Source organism: Alteromonas sp. 5E99-2 (genome assembly GCF_017368475.1).
Classification (GTDB): Bacteria; Pseudomonadota; Gammaproteobacteria; order Enterobacterales; family Alteromonadaceae; genus Alteromonas_F.
Map to the genome: position 1 here is coordinate 31285 of NZ_JAFNJE010000012.1, position 15088 is coordinate 46372.

Annotated in this window: 17 protein-coding genes; 12 read left to right on the forward strand and 5 right to left on the reverse strand. The window is 40.1% G+C overall.

Annotation, left to right across the window (positions count from 1 at the left end; all coding sequences use genetic code 11):
• Positions 1-83 precede the first annotated feature (83 nt).
• Positions 84-338 carry a DUF6471 domain-containing protein gene (locus J3L16_RS12565; RefSeq protein WP_207613339.1) on the reverse strand — a complete coding sequence of 85 codons (255 nt, stop codon included), beginning with the start codon at positions 336-338 and terminating at the stop codon, positions 84-86.
• Positions 339-539: 201 nt separating this feature from the next.
• On the opposite strand from J3L16_RS12565, the gene J3L16_RS12570 reads away from it, so the two are divergent.
• The 7 genes from J3L16_RS12570 to J3L16_RS12600 all read left to right on the forward strand — a co-directional run bounded on the left by J3L16_RS12570 (position 540) and on the right by J3L16_RS12600 (position 5861).
• Positions 540-941, forward strand: coding sequence for a DUF2170 family protein (locus J3L16_RS12570; RefSeq protein WP_207613340.1), 402 nt, complete (start codon positions 540-542; stop codon positions 939-941).
• A 13-nt stretch (positions 942-954) separates the two neighbouring features.
• Entirely contained in the window at positions 955-1635 is a 681-nt protein-coding gene (locus J3L16_RS12575; protein ID WP_207613341.1) for a PspA/IM30 family protein, read from the forward strand.
• A gap of 114 nt (positions 1636-1749) precedes the next feature.
• Complete coding sequence (locus tag J3L16_RS12580; RefSeq protein ID WP_207613342.1) at positions 1750-2775, forward strand: potassium channel family protein; 1026 nt, start codon at positions 1750-1752, stop codon at positions 2773-2775.
• A 217-nt stretch (positions 2776-2992) separates the two neighbouring features.
• Positions 2993-3637 (forward strand): YjfK family protein, encoded by a 645-nt coding sequence (locus J3L16_RS12585; protein ID WP_207613343.1) that lies wholly within the window; start codon positions 2993-2995, stop codon positions 3635-3637.
• 14 nt (positions 3638-3651) lie between these two features.
• The gene (locus J3L16_RS12590) at positions 3652-4068 is read left to right on the forward strand and encodes a DUF350 domain-containing protein (RefSeq protein ID WP_207613344.1); all 417 of its coding nucleotides are present in this window, start codon (positions 3652-3654) and stop codon (positions 4066-4068) included.
• A 12-nt stretch (positions 4069-4080) separates the two neighbouring features.
• Positions 4081-4695: a DUF1190 domain-containing protein gene (locus J3L16_RS12595; protein ID WP_207613345.1), complete on the forward strand. Its 615-nt coding sequence runs from the start codon at positions 4081-4083 to the stop codon at positions 4693-4695.
• Positions 4695-5861, forward strand: a complete 1167-nt coding sequence (locus tag J3L16_RS12600) for a glutathionylspermidine synthase family protein (protein WP_207613346.1) — start codon at positions 4695-4697, stop codon at positions 5859-5861. The genes J3L16_RS12595 and J3L16_RS12600 overlap by 1 nt, the downstream gene beginning before the upstream one ends.
• On the opposite strand, the gene J3L16_RS12605 is transcribed toward J3L16_RS12600, so the two are convergent.
• On the reverse strand, positions 5851-7065 hold the full coding sequence (locus J3L16_RS12605) for a hypothetical protein (RefSeq protein WP_207613347.1): 1215 nt from the start codon (positions 7063-7065) through the stop codon (positions 5851-5853). The genes J3L16_RS12600 and J3L16_RS12605 overlap by 11 nt on opposite strands.
• Positions 7066-7383: 318 nt before the next feature.
• Here J3L16_RS12605 and J3L16_RS12610 point away from each other — a divergent pair, with 318 nt between their 5' ends.
• The 3 genes from J3L16_RS12610 to J3L16_RS12620 all read left to right on the forward strand — a co-directional run bounded on the left by J3L16_RS12610 (position 7384) and on the right by J3L16_RS12620 (position 9603).
• Positions 7384-8238: a PEP-CTERM sorting domain-containing protein gene (locus J3L16_RS12610; protein WP_207613348.1), complete on the forward strand. Its 855-nt coding sequence runs from the start codon at positions 7384-7386 to the stop codon at positions 8236-8238.
• A 73-nt stretch (positions 8239-8311) separates the two neighbouring features.
• Positions 8312-8848 (forward strand): rhomboid family intramembrane serine protease, encoded by a 537-nt coding sequence (locus J3L16_RS12615; RefSeq protein ID WP_207613349.1) that lies wholly within the window; start codon positions 8312-8314, stop codon positions 8846-8848.
• Between the two features lie 59 nt (positions 8849-8907).
• Entirely contained in the window at positions 8908-9603 is a 696-nt protein-coding gene (locus tag J3L16_RS12620) for a VC0807 family protein (RefSeq protein WP_207613350.1), read from the forward strand.
• 51 nt (positions 9604-9654) lie between these two features.
• Here J3L16_RS12620 and J3L16_RS12625 read toward each other — a convergent pair whose 3' ends face one another.
• Entirely contained in the window at positions 9655-11052 is a 1398-nt protein-coding gene (locus tag J3L16_RS12625) for an alkaline phosphatase (protein WP_207613351.1), read from the reverse strand.
• Between the two features lie 51 nt (positions 11053-11103).
• On the reverse strand, positions 11104-12054 hold the full coding sequence (locus J3L16_RS12630) for a chemotaxis protein CheV (RefSeq protein ID WP_207613352.1): 951 nt from the start codon (positions 12052-12054) through the stop codon (positions 11104-11106).
• A 140-nt stretch (positions 12055-12194) separates the two neighbouring features.
• Between J3L16_RS12630 and J3L16_RS12635 the strand changes: the two genes are divergently transcribed.
• Positions 12195-13148: a LysR family transcriptional regulator gene (locus tag J3L16_RS12635; protein ID WP_207613353.1), complete on the forward strand. Its 954-nt coding sequence runs from the start codon at positions 12195-12197 to the stop codon at positions 13146-13148.
• A gap of 36 nt (positions 13149-13184) precedes the next feature.
• Positions 13185-14024 carry a patatin-like phospholipase family protein gene (locus J3L16_RS12640; protein ID WP_207613354.1) on the forward strand — a complete coding sequence of 280 codons (840 nt, stop codon included), beginning with the start codon at positions 13185-13187 and terminating at the stop codon, positions 14022-14024.
• Here J3L16_RS12640 and J3L16_RS12645 read toward each other — a convergent pair whose 3' ends face one another.
• Positions 14025-15041, reverse strand: a complete 1017-nt coding sequence (locus J3L16_RS12645) for an NAD-dependent epimerase (protein WP_207613355.1) — start codon at positions 15039-15041, stop codon at positions 14025-14027.
• Positions 15042-15088: the final 47 nt, after the last annotated feature.

A 15088-nucleotide genomic window follows, 5' to 3' on the forward strand; every position in this document is an offset into this window, starting at 1 on the left:
ACAGTAGAAAACTTTCGAGGCCATCACTATTCTTGTCAGCGATAGCTCTCCTATTCTATCAATTGTGTTATTCAGCGCGCTACTTATTTGGTGGCGCGTTTTTTTATGTCTTCCAAAATTTCATTTACTTTTTCTATTTGCAGGCTTGTTACCTCAAGTCCTACCAATATTTGAATCAATAAATCGGCGCCAAGAATGCCTTTGTTTATTTTATTGCGCAAGTTGTCAGCACTTTGATTGACTCCTAACGCAGCCAAGCGGGTGCTAAGATCTTGGTACTTTACGCCCTTTGCAGACATTTCAGACTTAATTAATCTCGATACAGAGTCTCGCCACATAAAACCACCAAACGTGAACAATAATTCACAAATAAATATTTATTTACACTTTTAGATGCTTTTATTATTGACCTTTTCCTCTCTCACGTCTAGTCTAAATACCAATTCATTGTCTAGGTGAGGAAACTTGCCTCTTTGGATCAAGGTTTGTATGGTACTGAATTCAGTGCAACAAACACATAAACAGCTAAGGAGATAATCATGACGTGGGACATTACCCAACTTTTATCGGTATTGAAGGACCAAGACGACTATGTAGTAACGCAAGAGCAAGATTGTTTGCTTATTGCCAATAGTGATGGCTTAGATGCTTGGTTAGCAATAAGTGGCGAACAAATTATTGTTGAAAGTGTTCTTTTTTCAGCTCAACAAGTAAAAGATCGCACAGCACTTGACCGTGAAATTTTGTCTACGCACATGTTATTTCCATTAACTACAGTAGGAATTTCCGTTATTGAAGGTGACGAATATTACGTTGCTTTTGGTGCGCTAAGTTCTCAATCGAAACAAGAAAGTATCGAAATTGAAATCGCAACCTTATTTCAAAACGTTGCAGGTTTCTTAGATGCGTACGAAGCGCATTTAAATTCATTAGGCGAATAATTAGGAGACGACTATGTCTGTTTGGAAAAAACTTATTACAGCAGTTAAAGGTGGCGCAACTGAAGCAGCTCAATCTGTAGCTGATGGCCAAGCCATTCGTATTCTTGAGCAGGAAATAAGAGAAGCAAAAGAAGAATTGAGAAAGTCGGATCATGCACGTACTCAAATTCTTGCGAAATGTAAGCTTTCTCAGCAAAAAGTATCGGGTTTAGAAAGCTCGATTGCTGAATTTGAAGCTCATGCCCGTAAAGCGATAGATACTGACAGAGACTTAGCCTTAGATTGCGCACAAAAAGTGTCTGATTTACGAGCTCAAGCTGAAACTGAACAAACTTACCTTGACCAGTTTCGCTCTTCAGAGAAACAACTTGCAGTGAACATTGATCAAGCCAAAGCCAATTTACGCAGACTTGAGCAACAAGTTGATATGGTAAAAGCCACTGAAACAGTGCAAAAGGCGCAAGTAGCTGTGTCTTCACGACATATGGGTGCAAACTCAAAAATGAAAACCGCTACTGAATCCTTGTCTCGTATTCAAGAGCGCCAAAAATTAAAAGGTGCCGAGCTTGAAGCTGCTGAAGAACTAGCACAAAGCGAATCCAGTACTGATTTGGAATCTCGCCTAGCGGCAGCCGGCATCAAAGGTGGACAATCTTCAGCTGATGACGAACTTAGCCGTATTCTAGGTAAATAATAGTCAGTTTGATGCTTGAAATACAACAGGGTTATCTGCCAAGATAACCCTGTTTTTACAATCACGGGTCCCTACAACTGAACAATGACATTTATCACATCGGTCAAGAGAGTTATGCTGCGTTACTTCTCTGAATGGCGTTGGTACTCAATACTCTTTCTCACCTTCTTATACGGATGTATCGCTTATGCATTGCTAAACTATGCTGGCGAATCGGCCCTTGTTGAAGATGCAAACTTCGTATATTGGTTAGTCACTACTGCATCTACAGTCGGCTATGGCGACTTTTCCCCAGAAACAGAACTCGGTAAATGGATAGTTTCCATTTATGTTATTCCCGTTGGACTATCATTATTTGCGTGGATAGTTGGGCGTTTCGCTGCGGGTTTGAGCCAACAATTAAAAAAAGGAGCAAAAGGTTTGAAGCCAATACATATTAAAGGTCATATTATCGTTATTGGCTGGAACGGTACTCGTACTCTTCAGCTTTTAAAATTACTCATCCGAGAACGAGATAATAGCGAAAAGCACCCAGAGATAATGCTGTGCGTAAAAGCAGAAATCGAAAACCCTTTCCCAGATCAAATTAAATTCGTGCGAGTGAAATCGTTTAACCACGACCACGATATGGACAGAGCGTGTATAGCCTGTGCCCAAACCATCCTTATCGATAACCCAGAAGACGATGTTACCTTAACTACGGCACTGTATTGTTCGAATAGAAATCCTGAGGCCCATAAAGTCGCTTATTTCACTGACGACAGCTTGGTTGATTTACTTAAAACCCATTGCCCTAAAGTAGAATGTACGCCAAGTGTTGCTGTGGAAATGTTAGCGAAATCCGCATTTGACCCAGGTTCGAGTATTTTGCACCATGATTTACTGAATGTTGAAGATGGACATACCCAATATTCGATGTCTGTGCCTCACACTATCTCAGCATTATCGTTTGAAACTGCATTCTTACACTTTAAGCGACGTTACAACGCAACATTAATCAGCGTTGCGTCAAAGGGTATTTCTCAAAATATGGTGGTGAACCCAAGTCTTGAAACAAGTATAGAAGCCGGAGATAAGATCTTCTATATTGCAGCAGAGCGTATTCATAACATTGATTGGTCAGCGGTTAGTCAGAGCTAAGACACCGCTAACCATTAGTACTACCTTAGAAAATTAAAACAATTTAGCTTGCAAGTTTTCACTCTTATTTTTGCAACACTTAGTAACTAATTCACATGGATATCAAATTGCCTTGTAACGTTTAAATGGTATGATTATTCGATATAAAAAGTGTGCTTTTTACATAAAAAACAATTCGCTCACGAATTTTTAGCGCTACACGCTTAAGGACATGACAGTGTTTTCCAAATGGTTTAAGAAAGACGAAAAATCAGCGCCGAAAGCGCCGCAAATAATGGGCCTATATTTGGGTGGTTCATTTGAATTGGATGAACTCAAACTTAAGCTCTTAACGCCAGAGTTATGTATTGAAAACCCAGTGTCTCGGCACTTAATTCAAGCCGTAGGAGAAGCTCATTTAGACTCAGGTGGAAAAATATTACGTTACTACACTGACGACAATGCATTTTTACAAGTTATTTTAGATGGTGGAGACACTGAATCCCATATCAGTGATGTAAAATTGTGGTATTTCTATGACACTAAAACCATAGGCACTACATCGCAATGGAATGAGTGCTTGAACAATACCATTTCTCAACCTTCATATTGTGTAGATGAAGAAGACTTTCATCGCGTTTGGGAGTCAGTAGGCGACATTTCTCCCCCCGTTGCGGTCACAGAAAAAACCTATGAAGAAGATGGAGACGTCAGCGAAACCGATCAATTTATGATGTTATACGAGCGCCCATTAGAAAACGATCGTACTGAATCTCTTTTAGTGGTAGGTGAAGAAAAGATTGTAGGCAATAATGCAGACCGCTGTTTAGTCACAAGCACTGGGTTTGATCTTCAACCTTCAGATATAAAAATTAACGGTTAAAATTGGAGTTACAAATGGACAGATTAATAGATTCAATTTCAGGATTAGGTGATTTTGCACTGTATTTCGCAATATCAGTGGTTTTTTTATATGTGTTTAAAGTCGTTTATTCTCTTGTTACTCCACACAATGAATGGAAACTCGTCAAAGAAGAACAAAACACGGCAGCAGCCATTGGTTTTGGCGGCGCATTTATTGGCTTTTCCTTAGCTCTTTCTAGTGCAGCTACTAACTCTGTGGATTTAGTCGACTTTGCCGTCTGGGGATTTGTTGCGGTTTTTGCACAAAGTCTCGCTTTCGCGCTGCTTCGTTTCACTTTTATGCCTAAAATTTCTGAGCGCATTAATAACAACGAAGTCTCCGCAGGAATTATTTTGGCGGCGACTTCTGTGGCAATTGGTTTACTGAATGCTGCATGCATGAGTTATTAAGGAATCGCTGTTATGGACACCTTATCAACAAAACGTTCATCGACCATTAATCGCAAAAAAATGCGTAAGCATTTTGCGTTAAAACCCCTCATTATTGGTATGTCAGCCACTTTTTTAACGGCCTGTGGCGATAACGACACTCCAGCGGAAATTTACACCTCTATAGAAGAGTGTACTTTAGAAAACCCGGGCGGCGAAAGTCAGTGTAAAGCGGCCTATGAAGACGCTCTTGAGGAAGCCGCTAGAACGGCCCCCCGCTTTGGTTCTGAATACGACTGCGAATACGATTTCGGCCCGAACCAATGTCGTCAATCAAGTAGTGGCGGCTTTTTCTTTCCGTTTATGGCGGGTTACATGGTAAGTAACTTACTTTCGCCTAGCCGTTACTACACTCAACCTATGTACACGTCTTATTCTCGATACTCACCTTATCGTTCCCGCTGGATGATGGCTGATGGTTATGTGTTTGACGGTGATATTCGAAAGCGAAGTCATAGAGTAAACAAAGAGGTTTACAAACCTAAACCAACGGTTTCAAGAACAATAAAACGAGGCGGGTTTGGTTCAAGTGTTAGGGCAAAGTCGAGCTGGGGTAGTTCCTCCCGCTCTGGAGGCTGGGGCGGGTAATGCTACGCATAGCCCATAATGAAAGAAAAAACTGGAAAGCACTGGCAAGAGACTACGGCTTTAACTTTCATACTATTGATGGCGCAGCTTATTGGGACGAAACCGCTTATTATCAGTTTTCACTAGAGCAAATTGAAAACCATATAGAAGCACCTACCGCAGAAATTCACCAAATGTGTTTAGCCGCCGTAGATCATATTTCTCAAAATGAAGAGCTTTTGCTGAAAATGCGAGTACCAGAATGGTCATGGCAAGCCATCAGAGATTCATGGTTAGCAAGAAGCCCTAGCTTATACTCTCGCCTAGACTTTGTTTACGACGGCGTTAATCCTGTAAAATTATTGGAAAACAATGCCGATACCCCCACTTCACTTTATGAAGCCGGTTTTTGGCAATGGCTGTGGTTAGAAGACAATGTTGATTCACAGAAGATAAATAGACAGGCTGATCAATTCAACTCTCTACAAGAAAAGCTAGTTGCTCGCTTCCAAGAAATCGCTGTTATCAATCAAATAAACACTCTACATTTTTCCTGTTGTAAAGATACCGATGAAGATAGAGGCACAGTTCAGTATTTACAAGATTGTGCTAAAGAGGCGGGAATTAATGACAAATTTACCTTCATTGAAGACATTGGTATTGACGACAAAGGGCGTTTTACTGATTTAGATAACATGATTATTCAAGATTGCTTCAAGTTATACCCTTGGGAATTCATGCTAGACGAAGAATTTGGCAATGATGCCATCAGCAATCATACCAATTGGATAGAGCCCTTATGGAAAACATTACTCAGTAATAAAGGCTTGCTTGCAGTACTGTGGGACATGTTCTCCAATCACCCGAACTTATTACCCACTTACTTCGCCCAAAATGCACCTTTGTCATCCGCAGAGAAGTGGATAAAAAAACCACTGTTTTCACGAGAAGGTGCAAATATATCCATGGTTCAATCATCAGGCAAAGAAACCCAGCTGTCTACTGGCCCCTATGGCGATGAAGGCTTTGTCATACAGGCATACTGCCCCGTACCTCAATTTGGCGAGAATCACACGCTAATAGGAAGCTGGCTCGTTGACGATCAACCGGCCGGAATTACTGTACGTGAAGACTTAACGGCAATTACCCAAGATACCAGCCGATTTTTACCTCATATTATTCTGTAATATCATGTTTTAACAAGATATCAGCCACAAACTGGTTAAACTTTTTATAGGGATCGTTCTGTTCCAAAATATCAACATATTGAGATAAATCAGGCTTATCGTTAATGGCCCTGAGACATGCCTTTTCTATTCGAGCAAGGTCTCTTTGTGTAGGATAAAAATAATCACCAAGCCCTTTTTCTTTAAGGGTTTGCATATTAACGAGCTGATCGATGTTAAAGCAGATCCCAATACTGAATATACCTGAGGCTAATGCCTGCATAGTCGTTGGAGAGCCTCCATTTGAAATAGACACATCGGCAATTTCACAGGCTTTATCGCCAGGAATAAATTTCTCCCAGTACACATTGTCGTATTCATCAGGCAAGACTATGGAATCACTGGCTGTTCCAACAATTAGCGTCACCTTGTGCTTAGCCAACATATCTACTAATTCAGGTAGTAATTGGCTGTCACCTGAACTTCCCAAGTTAATATAAATGATGGGCTTATTGGTGGGTATTTCACTCCACCAACTTGGCACTTCCATATTTGGTGACCAATTGACGGGACCAATAGCCCTTTTGTGATCGTTGACGAGATCCATATCAACAATTTCGGGTAAATCCAAATAGGCAGTGTAATCACTTTCACAAAAAATATGGGGTAAGGAACGGCTCTTCACCGGCACCAAGCCGTTATCAATGCGGCTTTGCTTAAACGGCGATGTGTGTGCCCCCATTAGTAATGGCTTAATAAAATTAAATATCCGCTGTGACAATGCTGTCCCTAACACTTCTCGAATTGGTACATTAGGTATAGGAAGTTCATGATTTCTGGATGAACACCAATAACCGTTTATGACATTTAAATAGGGGATCCCCAGTTGTTTAGCGCTGATTTGTAAAGTGTGTCGCATATCTCCCATCACAAGCGCAGGCTTTTCTGCCTCCAATATTTCTTTGTCTCTGTTTAGGTATGATAAGACCCGATGCTTTGGCCATATTGGTAAAGATTTTAAGTTCCATTCAATAAAGGTGGCAGGCGCTGTGCTTAATAAGGGCTTTATTTCATAACCAGGCGCAGAGAAAAGGTGATCATAATGGTCATCACAGTAAAAAACGATTTCGCAACACCCATCTCTAACTAAATGATCGGCGAGTAGTCGACACCGAGCTACGTGAGCAAGGGTCACCGATTCACAGAAAAAAAGTACTTTGCGCATTTTGGATACCACTTCTTCAATGTAAAGGCAGGAGAAAGTGAGACAACTGCGCTTTATTTCATATATATGTTTCTTTTTACTAAAGGTAGACTATAGCTGAAGAAATCACACATCACTTTGACTTGCCACGTCATAAAAAGGCTTTTGAGGATTCGATTGTAAATAGCATGAGGCCTTGTCAGATTTTTTTACATCATTCCTGAAACATCACAAGCGAAAAAGACTAAACTATTGAATCAAAAAGAAAAAACAAAAATGGCACAGTAAATGCTTATTCTGGTTAGACTTTATAAAATGCAATATTCTAGGAAAACAGTAATGAGCAAATTTAATAAACTAGCATTAGCCGCTCTAATCAGCGCGTCATCACTTACAGCTTCTGCTGTAGAAATTAACTTCACTAGTGGTGTTACTGCTACTGACTCTTCAGGCCTAACTAGTCAATTCATCGATCCTTTAGACCCTCAAGGTACTAATGGTTTCTTCATTGAAACGTTTGACCAAATTCCAGGTACACCTGATGAACTTTTAGGTGAAACAGGATTTAACGCAAACAGCGATACTGAAAATTTCGATAGCGAGTGTGCTGTAAATTCACTTGGTGGTGGTATCTCTGGTGTTTCTGTTACTCCTTCAGCTGCAGATGATACAGACAATGTTCTAAATGTACGTTCTGGTACTAACGTAGGTGTTGGCGCAGCTCCTGCAAATGATGAAACTTGCTTCGGTTATGTAACAAATGCCGATTTAGGTACGAATGAAGAAGCGTCAGTAACGTTTGATTACTCACAGCTTTTAAGTGAAAATGGCGATACTGGTATTACTTACTTAGGTTTTTACTGGGGTTCAGTTGATACATTTAACGACTTTACGTTTTTCTCTAACGGTGTAGAAGTTGCTACTTTAACGGGTGTTGAATTACTAGCACAACTTGACGGTACAAGTGGAGACCAGCTAGACGATAATTCAAATGTTTATGTAGAAATTGAATTTGATTTTGAAGACCAGTTTGATACGTTAGTATTCAGCACAAGAGGTGTTGCTGCAGAATTCGATAACATCGTTATCGGTCTTAGCCAACGTCCAATTATTGAAACTCCAGCTCCAGCAGGTCTAGCACTACTAGCTGGTGGATTACTGTTACTTAGCCTTCGCTCTCGCAGCAAGAAATAAGTTAACTGTAAATTAGTTATAGAATTGAAATCCCGTGAATTATATTCACGGGATTTTTTTGTATAATCACAGAATGAAAAACACCAAATATTTTCTATTCTTTCTTTTTAGCTTTCCGCTAGCCGATTGTATAAACATACTGTCTCACAGGCAGTTAAACCAATACGGCCTTATTCCACGAAACCTTGAACATTTAACAGGTATATTTTCGTCTGTATGGCTTCATGGAAATTTAAGTCATCTTCTAGCAAACTTTAGTGCACTCATTGTTTTAGCGTTTTTATGCAAGCAGTGGGGAAATAACACGTTCTGGAAGACAACGAGCTTAATCATAATATTAAGCGGAGTATTAGTTTGGATATTTGGCCGACCTTCATTACACATTGGAGCAAGTGGCCTAGTATATGGTTACTTCGGCTTTTCAATAATAGCAGGTTGGATCAGCAAAAAAGTTTACTTCACACTAATATCAATTGCAGTTGCCATTTTCTATGGTTCAATGATTTGGGGCGTATTGCCTTCACAACCAAATACTTCTTTCGAATATCACTTAGCTGGGTTTATTAGTGGTATTTTTGCAGCTAAATTGTTCGCGGCTCCTAGAGTGTGATGGCACGTACTGATTAATTTTCGTATACTCTAATTTCAATATCATCAAAGCAAAAATCTATGGTCGAATCAGAACCGAAACAAAAACCTGGTTTTTTAGGTAATTTAATATTTAATATCGCAATACCTGTCCTTGTAATGACCTACGCAAGTTCAGAAGATTATTTGGGCCCTCTGTGGTCTATTGCTGTAGCCTTGGTGTTCCCTATTGGCTATGGACTGTGGGATTTAAAAGCGTCGGGTAAGGTTAACGCTTTTTCCATATTAGGTATTATCAGTGTGTTGTTAACAGGGGGCTTTAGCTTATTCAAATTGCCCGCTGAATATATAGCCATAAAAGAAGCGGCTATTCCTGCAGCGATTGGCATTGCCGTGTTAATTACTCAGTTTTCTCAAAAGCCATTAGTTAAGGTACTCATACTTAACGATCAACTCGTTAACTGGGAAAGCTTAAATGCGGCTCTTGCGCGCTCGAATAACGAGGTCGCTTTCAAACAAGTACTAGCCATAAGCTCTTACGTTGTTGCTAGTTCGTTCTTTTTGTCTTCAGTTTTGAATTATGTATTAGCTAAAGCCATATTAGTCAGTCAGCCAGGTACAACTGCCTATACGGAAGAGTTAGGCAGAATGACTGCCCTTAGCTACCCTGTTATCGTTATTCCAAGTATGATTTTATTATTAGGGACGCTATGGTTTGTGTTCTCCAGAATACAAACATTAACCGGTGAAGAAATGGACAAATTCATCAACCAATAAAAAAGGAGGCTAGCCTCCTTTTTTAATTCTACATTGATAAACTGAATATAACTAACAAACCCAAGACGTTTTAAAGTTACAAGCTTCCTCTTTATCCTTGTTAGATTTTATCTTTTTACGATCATTAGGTTTGCTATTTAAGAAAGAGAAAATCGTTTTTGCTATCTCTGTATTATCGATGCTTCCAGCAAACAAATGCGAACCTTGGCCCATGGAAAAAACAGGCACATCCACTCCAGTATGGCCACCTGTTGTCCAACCGGTATTCGTTTTTATATCTATAATTTTCTTAATTCCAGCTTCCCTATCTCTTAACTCTTCTATCTTGGCTAAACGAGTCATCTGCAATTTTTCATCGCTATTTAATTCAAAACCTAATTGTTCAGATACAAATTCAGCGGGCATTGTTTCATCTACTAACTTCTCGGCTATTTGAGTTACCGAAGACTGTAGATTTCGAATCCACTCGGGCTCCCATTTATAGTCGCTATTAGCTCCAATGGTTAATCCTCCTGTACTGTGATCAGCCGTTAGAACGACTAAAGTATCTGGATTTTTTTCAACATAACCTGTAAGAAACTCAATGGTTTTCGCTAAGTCATCCATTTCTGCCATTGCACTTGCTATATCATTGGCGTGACCCGCCCAGTCAACTTGACTTGCTTCTATTAGCAAGAAAAAGCCATTCTCGTTTTCAAGGTGTTTAATTGCATGTTCCGCCATATAAGACAGACGGTGGGGCCTTTTGTCATCTAATGCCCATGGCAGCCCAATAGGTGCGAATAGACCTAACAAACTTTGGCCTTCTGAATAGGTTGCTAGTTTGTTATAGGAATCTGTATATTGATAGCCTGCATCAATAAACTCAGCGACAAGGTCTCGGTCATCACGTTCAAAGTAAGACAACCCACCGCCTAGCATAACATCGACAACAAACTCACCATTGATTCTGTCATCAAAAAAATGGTCCGCTATTTCATTATAGTTTTTACGGCTTTCATTGTGAGTGACATACGCCGCAGGCGTTGCATGAACAATTTGAGACGTCACTGCTATGCCCGTTCTCATACCATTGCGCTTTGCTTGCCGTAATACTGTATTAAGGGGCTTTCTATCAGTATCTACTGATATAGCACCATTATAAGATTTAAATCCTGTAGCTAACGCAGTAGCACCTGCAGCTGAATCTGTGACTATGCCTGATTCTTCAGCAGGGTAAGTCGAGGCACTGCCTACATAGATGTTGTCTAGAACTGTTCGATCAACGCCATTTGATAAGTCTAGGTCTTTATAATACCGATAGGCGGATGTATAAGCGGGGCCCATACCATCACCAACAACCATTATAATATTTTTTGGGGTGTGACTTACTTGAGGTTTGGCAAAAGAAGCTACAGAAAAAAATGTAGCACTAACAGCGAAAGCAGCAGTCAATGTTCTGAACGCCATGAATTATTCCTTGGCACTATTAAAAGAACATTAATTGTAGCTTGGTTCAAACTACGATTGAAGCTTTTCTCTCATTCGTTGCTGCACAACGGTAACCAATCCATCAGGCTGGAATTTTGAGATAAAAGCATTACAACCTACTTTCTCAACCATGGCTTCGTTAAAGCTTCCGCTTAGAGATGTATTTAATGCTATAAATAAATCACTGATCCTTGGGTCAGCCCGCACTTCTGATGTTAAACGATAACCGTCCATCTCTGGCATCTCAGCATCAGTAAACATCATAAGAATAGTTTCTAATACATCCATTCCTTCATCGGCCCAAGAACGAAGAAGATTGAGAGCTTGAAGTCCGTCTGAACATTCAATGATATTGATCCCCAATTGTTCTAGGGTGTCTTTAATCTGTTTACGGGCTGTGGGAGAATCATCAACAACAAGAATGGTCTGCCCATTAATATGTTCAGCTAAACTTTGTTCTAATACTTCCTCAGAAATACTTGTGTCGTATTCGACAATTTCGGCAAGCACTTTTTCTACATCAATAATTTCGACAATTTCATTTTTACCATTTAATTCCATCTGCGTAATGGCTGTCAGATAATTCGCTTTACCAATACTCGAAGGCGGAGGTTGAATGTCTTTCCATGAAGTGTTGGCGATACTTAATACTTCAGCGATCAAAAAACCCTGAACAGAACGATTGTATTCAGTAATAATGACGTTCCCTTTTGTAGGATCAACATCTTGAGACGGTTTTAATTTAATTGCATCGCGTAAATCAATAATAGGAATAGATGTACCACGGTATATAGTGACACCATGTAAATGAGAGTGAGAACCGGGCATTTCATTCATATGAGGCACATTAATGACTTCTTTAACTTTAAAGACATTAATTGCAAACACATGCCTTGTTCCAAGTTTAAACATTAATAATTCTAGCCTATTTTCTCCTACCAACTTTGTGCGTTGATCTACGGAGTCAAGAATCCCACTCATCGCTTACCTATATTTATCAACCTGATTAACCCAGTTTTTATTATAGGCAAACATTTAAAAAAAGCTCACCTAACCTCTAAATTTAAAATCTATACTTTAAAAATGTTACAATTGCATCATTGTGACAAAGGTATTTCGATATGAATATAGCAAAAGTAGACTTGAATCTATTGGTATACTTAGATGTGCTACTTAGGGAAGGTAGCGTAACTAAAGCAGCCAATCAGCTTGGGATCACTCAACCCGCTATGAGTAATGGACTAAAACGTTTACGCGATTTGTTTAGTGACCCTATACTAGTCCGTACCTCGGAAGGTATGACTCCTACCTCCCGTGCATTAGAGCTACAACCTATTATTCGTGATGTTTTGCGTAAATTAGAAAGTGCAGTACAGCCAACTCTTGCATTTGAACCTGAACACAGCTCTCGTACATTTCGTATCATGACTAGCGATTACGCTGAATCAACATTAATCATTGAGCTAATCGGAAAATTATCCACCCTTGCACCCAATATCACATTAGATTTAATCACCCCAAGCGACGTGACATTCCATGACGTAGAACACGGTCGCGTTGATATGGCAATTAACCAATTTGACGAACTACCACTCTCGTTTCATCAAAAACTGCTTTGGAATGACTCTTTTTCTTGCGTGTTAAGTAAAACTCATCCGCTGGTGAACAAGTTTGACTTAGATTCCTATTTATCAGCTCAGCACATATGGGTAAGTAAAACCGGCTATGGTGTCGGTGTAGGAATAGATCCTTCTGAGGTCCAAAAGTTAGGCTGGGTTGACGCAGAACTTATTAAACTGGGGCGACAACGAAACATTCGAGTGTTTACCAGACATTACTACGCCGCGTTACAACTTGCCAAAAGCCAGCATCTTATCGCAACACTTCCAACCAAAGCTGCATTAACCATAACTGATGACCCCAATGTTATAATAACCCCCCCTCCTTTCGATATCCCTCCAATTGCACTAAAAATGGCATGGAGCGCCCTATTGCATCATGACCCCGGCCATATTTGGCTACGTAGACTCATTAGTGAGTTAGCCGACACGTATAGCGTAAAAAAAACATGCTAAACTCAAAATAAATTACATTGGTTAATTGCTCTTTTAATGAATCGAAATATTGTTCCTATTTTTTCAGGTGGTGGAACTCGGTTTTCCGCCCACGTTGGAATATTGGCTGCGCTAGAACGCCTGCCCGTGTCATTTGATACCCTCGTAGGCATATCTGGAGGCGCTATTGTTGCATCTCTCTATGCCAATGGCATGTCTATACAACAAATGCTTACATTGGCTCAGGAAACAAATTTCAAAGACTTTAAAGATTTTTCCCTTGTACGACTACTTCGTAGTGGCGGCCTGTCTTCTGGTAAAAAGTTTGAAGACTGGCTCGACCATCAGCTACAAGGTAAGACCTTTGCAGATTTAGCGTATAACTTTCATGTCATCGCCACAGATCTAAACGGAGGTGGCCCCGTTGTATTTAACAAGGAAACAACACCTAATATTAAAGTCTCTTACGCAGTAAGGTGTTCAATGTCGATTCCGCTCATATTCAGCTCAAAAGTTTTTGACGATTACTTACTTGTAGACGGTGCAATTCTGGCTGAGGATGCGTTATTTAACGACTGGAGAGGAGATGGAACGCCTAACATTTGTTTTCGGCTAAAAAGTAAGCCCGCCCCCAACAAACAGAAAAAAAGAACTTTTTTTGTATTGCCGCAGCACATTCATATGCTTATACGAACGTTCATGAATGCGCTGTCAAGAGAATATGTAAACGCCAATTTTTGGCACCAGACCATAGTTATTGATTCCGGTACTACGTCGGCAGTAGATTTTGAAATGACTGCTAAGCAAAAATTAGATCTCTATCATGCTGGCTTTGATACCGTTAAAAAGTACTTACCCATAAAACTAGATAAGTACTTTTCAAAAGGTGCAGCTTAATTACACTTTATAGTAAGCTTTATACCAATTTACGAACTTAGCAATCCCCTCATTTAACTGAGTTTGAGGACGGTAGCCAGTAGCAGAAACCAGTGTAGACACATCAGCATAAGTGTCTGGCACATCGCCCGGTTGCATGGGTAACAAGTTTTTTTCTGCAGTAATGCCAAGTTCACCTTCAATCGCCTCTATGAAATCCATCAGGTTAACTGGCGTCTGAGCGCCAATGTTATATACCCTAAAAGGTGACGAGCTGGTGTTCGGTTTCGGCGATTCAGCGTTCCAGTTATCATCAGGCGTTGCTGTAACATCTAAAGAACGAACTACGCCTTCAACAATATCATCAATATAAGTAAAATCACGTCTGTGGTTACCAAAATTGTAAACATCAATGGGGTCGCCATTCAAAATAGATTTTGTGAATTTAAAAGGCGCCATATCAGGCCTGCCCCAAGGGCCATACACAGTAAAAAAACGCAATCCTGTGGTAGGTAAGTTATAAAGATGACTATAAGTATGAGCCATCAATTCGTTTGCTTTTTTGCTGGCTGCGTACAAGCTCACAGGGTGATCAACATTATGTTCTTCACTGAACGGCATCACCTTACTCATACCGTAAACGGAACTCGATGATGCATATACAAGGTGCCCTACTTTAAAGTGCCTGCACCCTTCGAGAATATTCATAAATCCGACTATATTTGAGTCGACATATGCATGAGGATTTTCTATAGAGTAGCGCACGCCAGCTTGCGCAGCCAAATGTATTACGCGATCAAATTTGTGCTCTTCAAACAGCGCAGTCATCCCATCTCGGTCTTCAACTGCCAGCTTTTCAAATGAAAAATTAGCTGATTGTGTCTGAGACCTTATGTCATCCAACCTTGCTAGTTTCAGCGACGGGTCATAATAATCATTAAGGTTATCAATGCCGACGACCTCATTTCCTCGAGCGATAAGTTTTTTTGCTGTTGCTGCACCAATAAACCCAGCAGCACCAGTAACTAATATTTTCATGTTATTTCGCTTTTTTTAGCTCGCAGAACCACCCGTAAACACTACGA

Bases quoted from the DNA above. Each gene is read 5' to 3' on its own strand.
- J3L16_RS12565 (WP_207613339.1), bottom strand. From the start codon at position 338: ATGTGGCGAGACTCTGTATCGAGATTAATTAAGTCTGAAATGTCTGCA.
- J3L16_RS12570 (WP_207613340.1), top strand. From the start codon at position 540: ATGACGTGGGACATTACCCAACTTTTATCGGTATTGAAGGACCAAGAC.
- J3L16_RS12575 (WP_207613341.1), top strand. From the start codon at position 955: ATGTCTGTTTGGAAAAAACTTATTACAGCAGTTAAAGGTGGCGCAACT.
- J3L16_RS12580 (WP_207613342.1), top strand. From the start codon at position 1,750: ATGCTGCGTTACTTCTCTGAATGGCGTTGGTACTCAATACTCTTTCTC.
- J3L16_RS12590 (WP_207613344.1), top strand. From the start codon at position 3,652: ATGGACAGATTAATAGATTCAATTTCAGGATTAGGTGATTTTGCACTG.
- J3L16_RS12595 (WP_207613345.1), top strand. From the start codon at position 4,081: ATGGACACCTTATCAACAAAACGTTCATCGACCATTAATCGCAAAAAA.
- J3L16_RS12600 (WP_207613346.1), top strand. From the start codon at position 4,695: ATGCTACGCATAGCCCATAATGAAAGAAAAAACTGGAAAGCACTGGCA.
- J3L16_RS12605 (WP_207613347.1), bottom strand. From the start codon at position 7,065: ATGCGCAAAGTACTTTTTTTCTGTGAATCGGTGACCCTTGCTCACGTA.
- J3L16_RS12610 (WP_207613348.1), top strand. From the start codon at position 7,384: ATGAGCAAATTTAATAAACTAGCATTAGCCGCTCTAATCAGCGCGTCA.
- J3L16_RS12615 (WP_207613349.1), top strand. From the start codon at position 8,312: ATGAAAAACACCAAATATTTTCTATTCTTTCTTTTTAGCTTTCCGCTA.
- J3L16_RS12620 (WP_207613350.1), top strand. From the start codon at position 8,908: ATGGTCGAATCAGAACCGAAACAAAAACCTGGTTTTTTAGGTAATTTA.
- J3L16_RS12625 (WP_207613351.1), bottom strand. From the start codon at position 11,052: ATGGCGTTCAGAACATTGACTGCTGCTTTCGCTGTTAGTGCTACATTT.
- J3L16_RS12630 (WP_207613352.1), bottom strand. From the start codon at position 12,054: ATGAGTGGGATTCTTGACTCCGTAGATCAACGCACAAAGTTGGTAGGA.
- J3L16_RS12635 (WP_207613353.1), top strand. From the start codon at position 12,195: ATGAATATAGCAAAAGTAGACTTGAATCTATTGGTATACTTAGATGTG.
- J3L16_RS12640 (WP_207613354.1), top strand. From the start codon at position 13,185: ATGAATCGAAATATTGTTCCTATTTTTTCAGGTGGTGGAACTCGGTTT.
- J3L16_RS12645 (WP_207613355.1), bottom strand. From the start codon at position 15,041: ATGAAAATATTAGTTACTGGTGCTGCTGGGTTTATTGGTGCAGCAACA.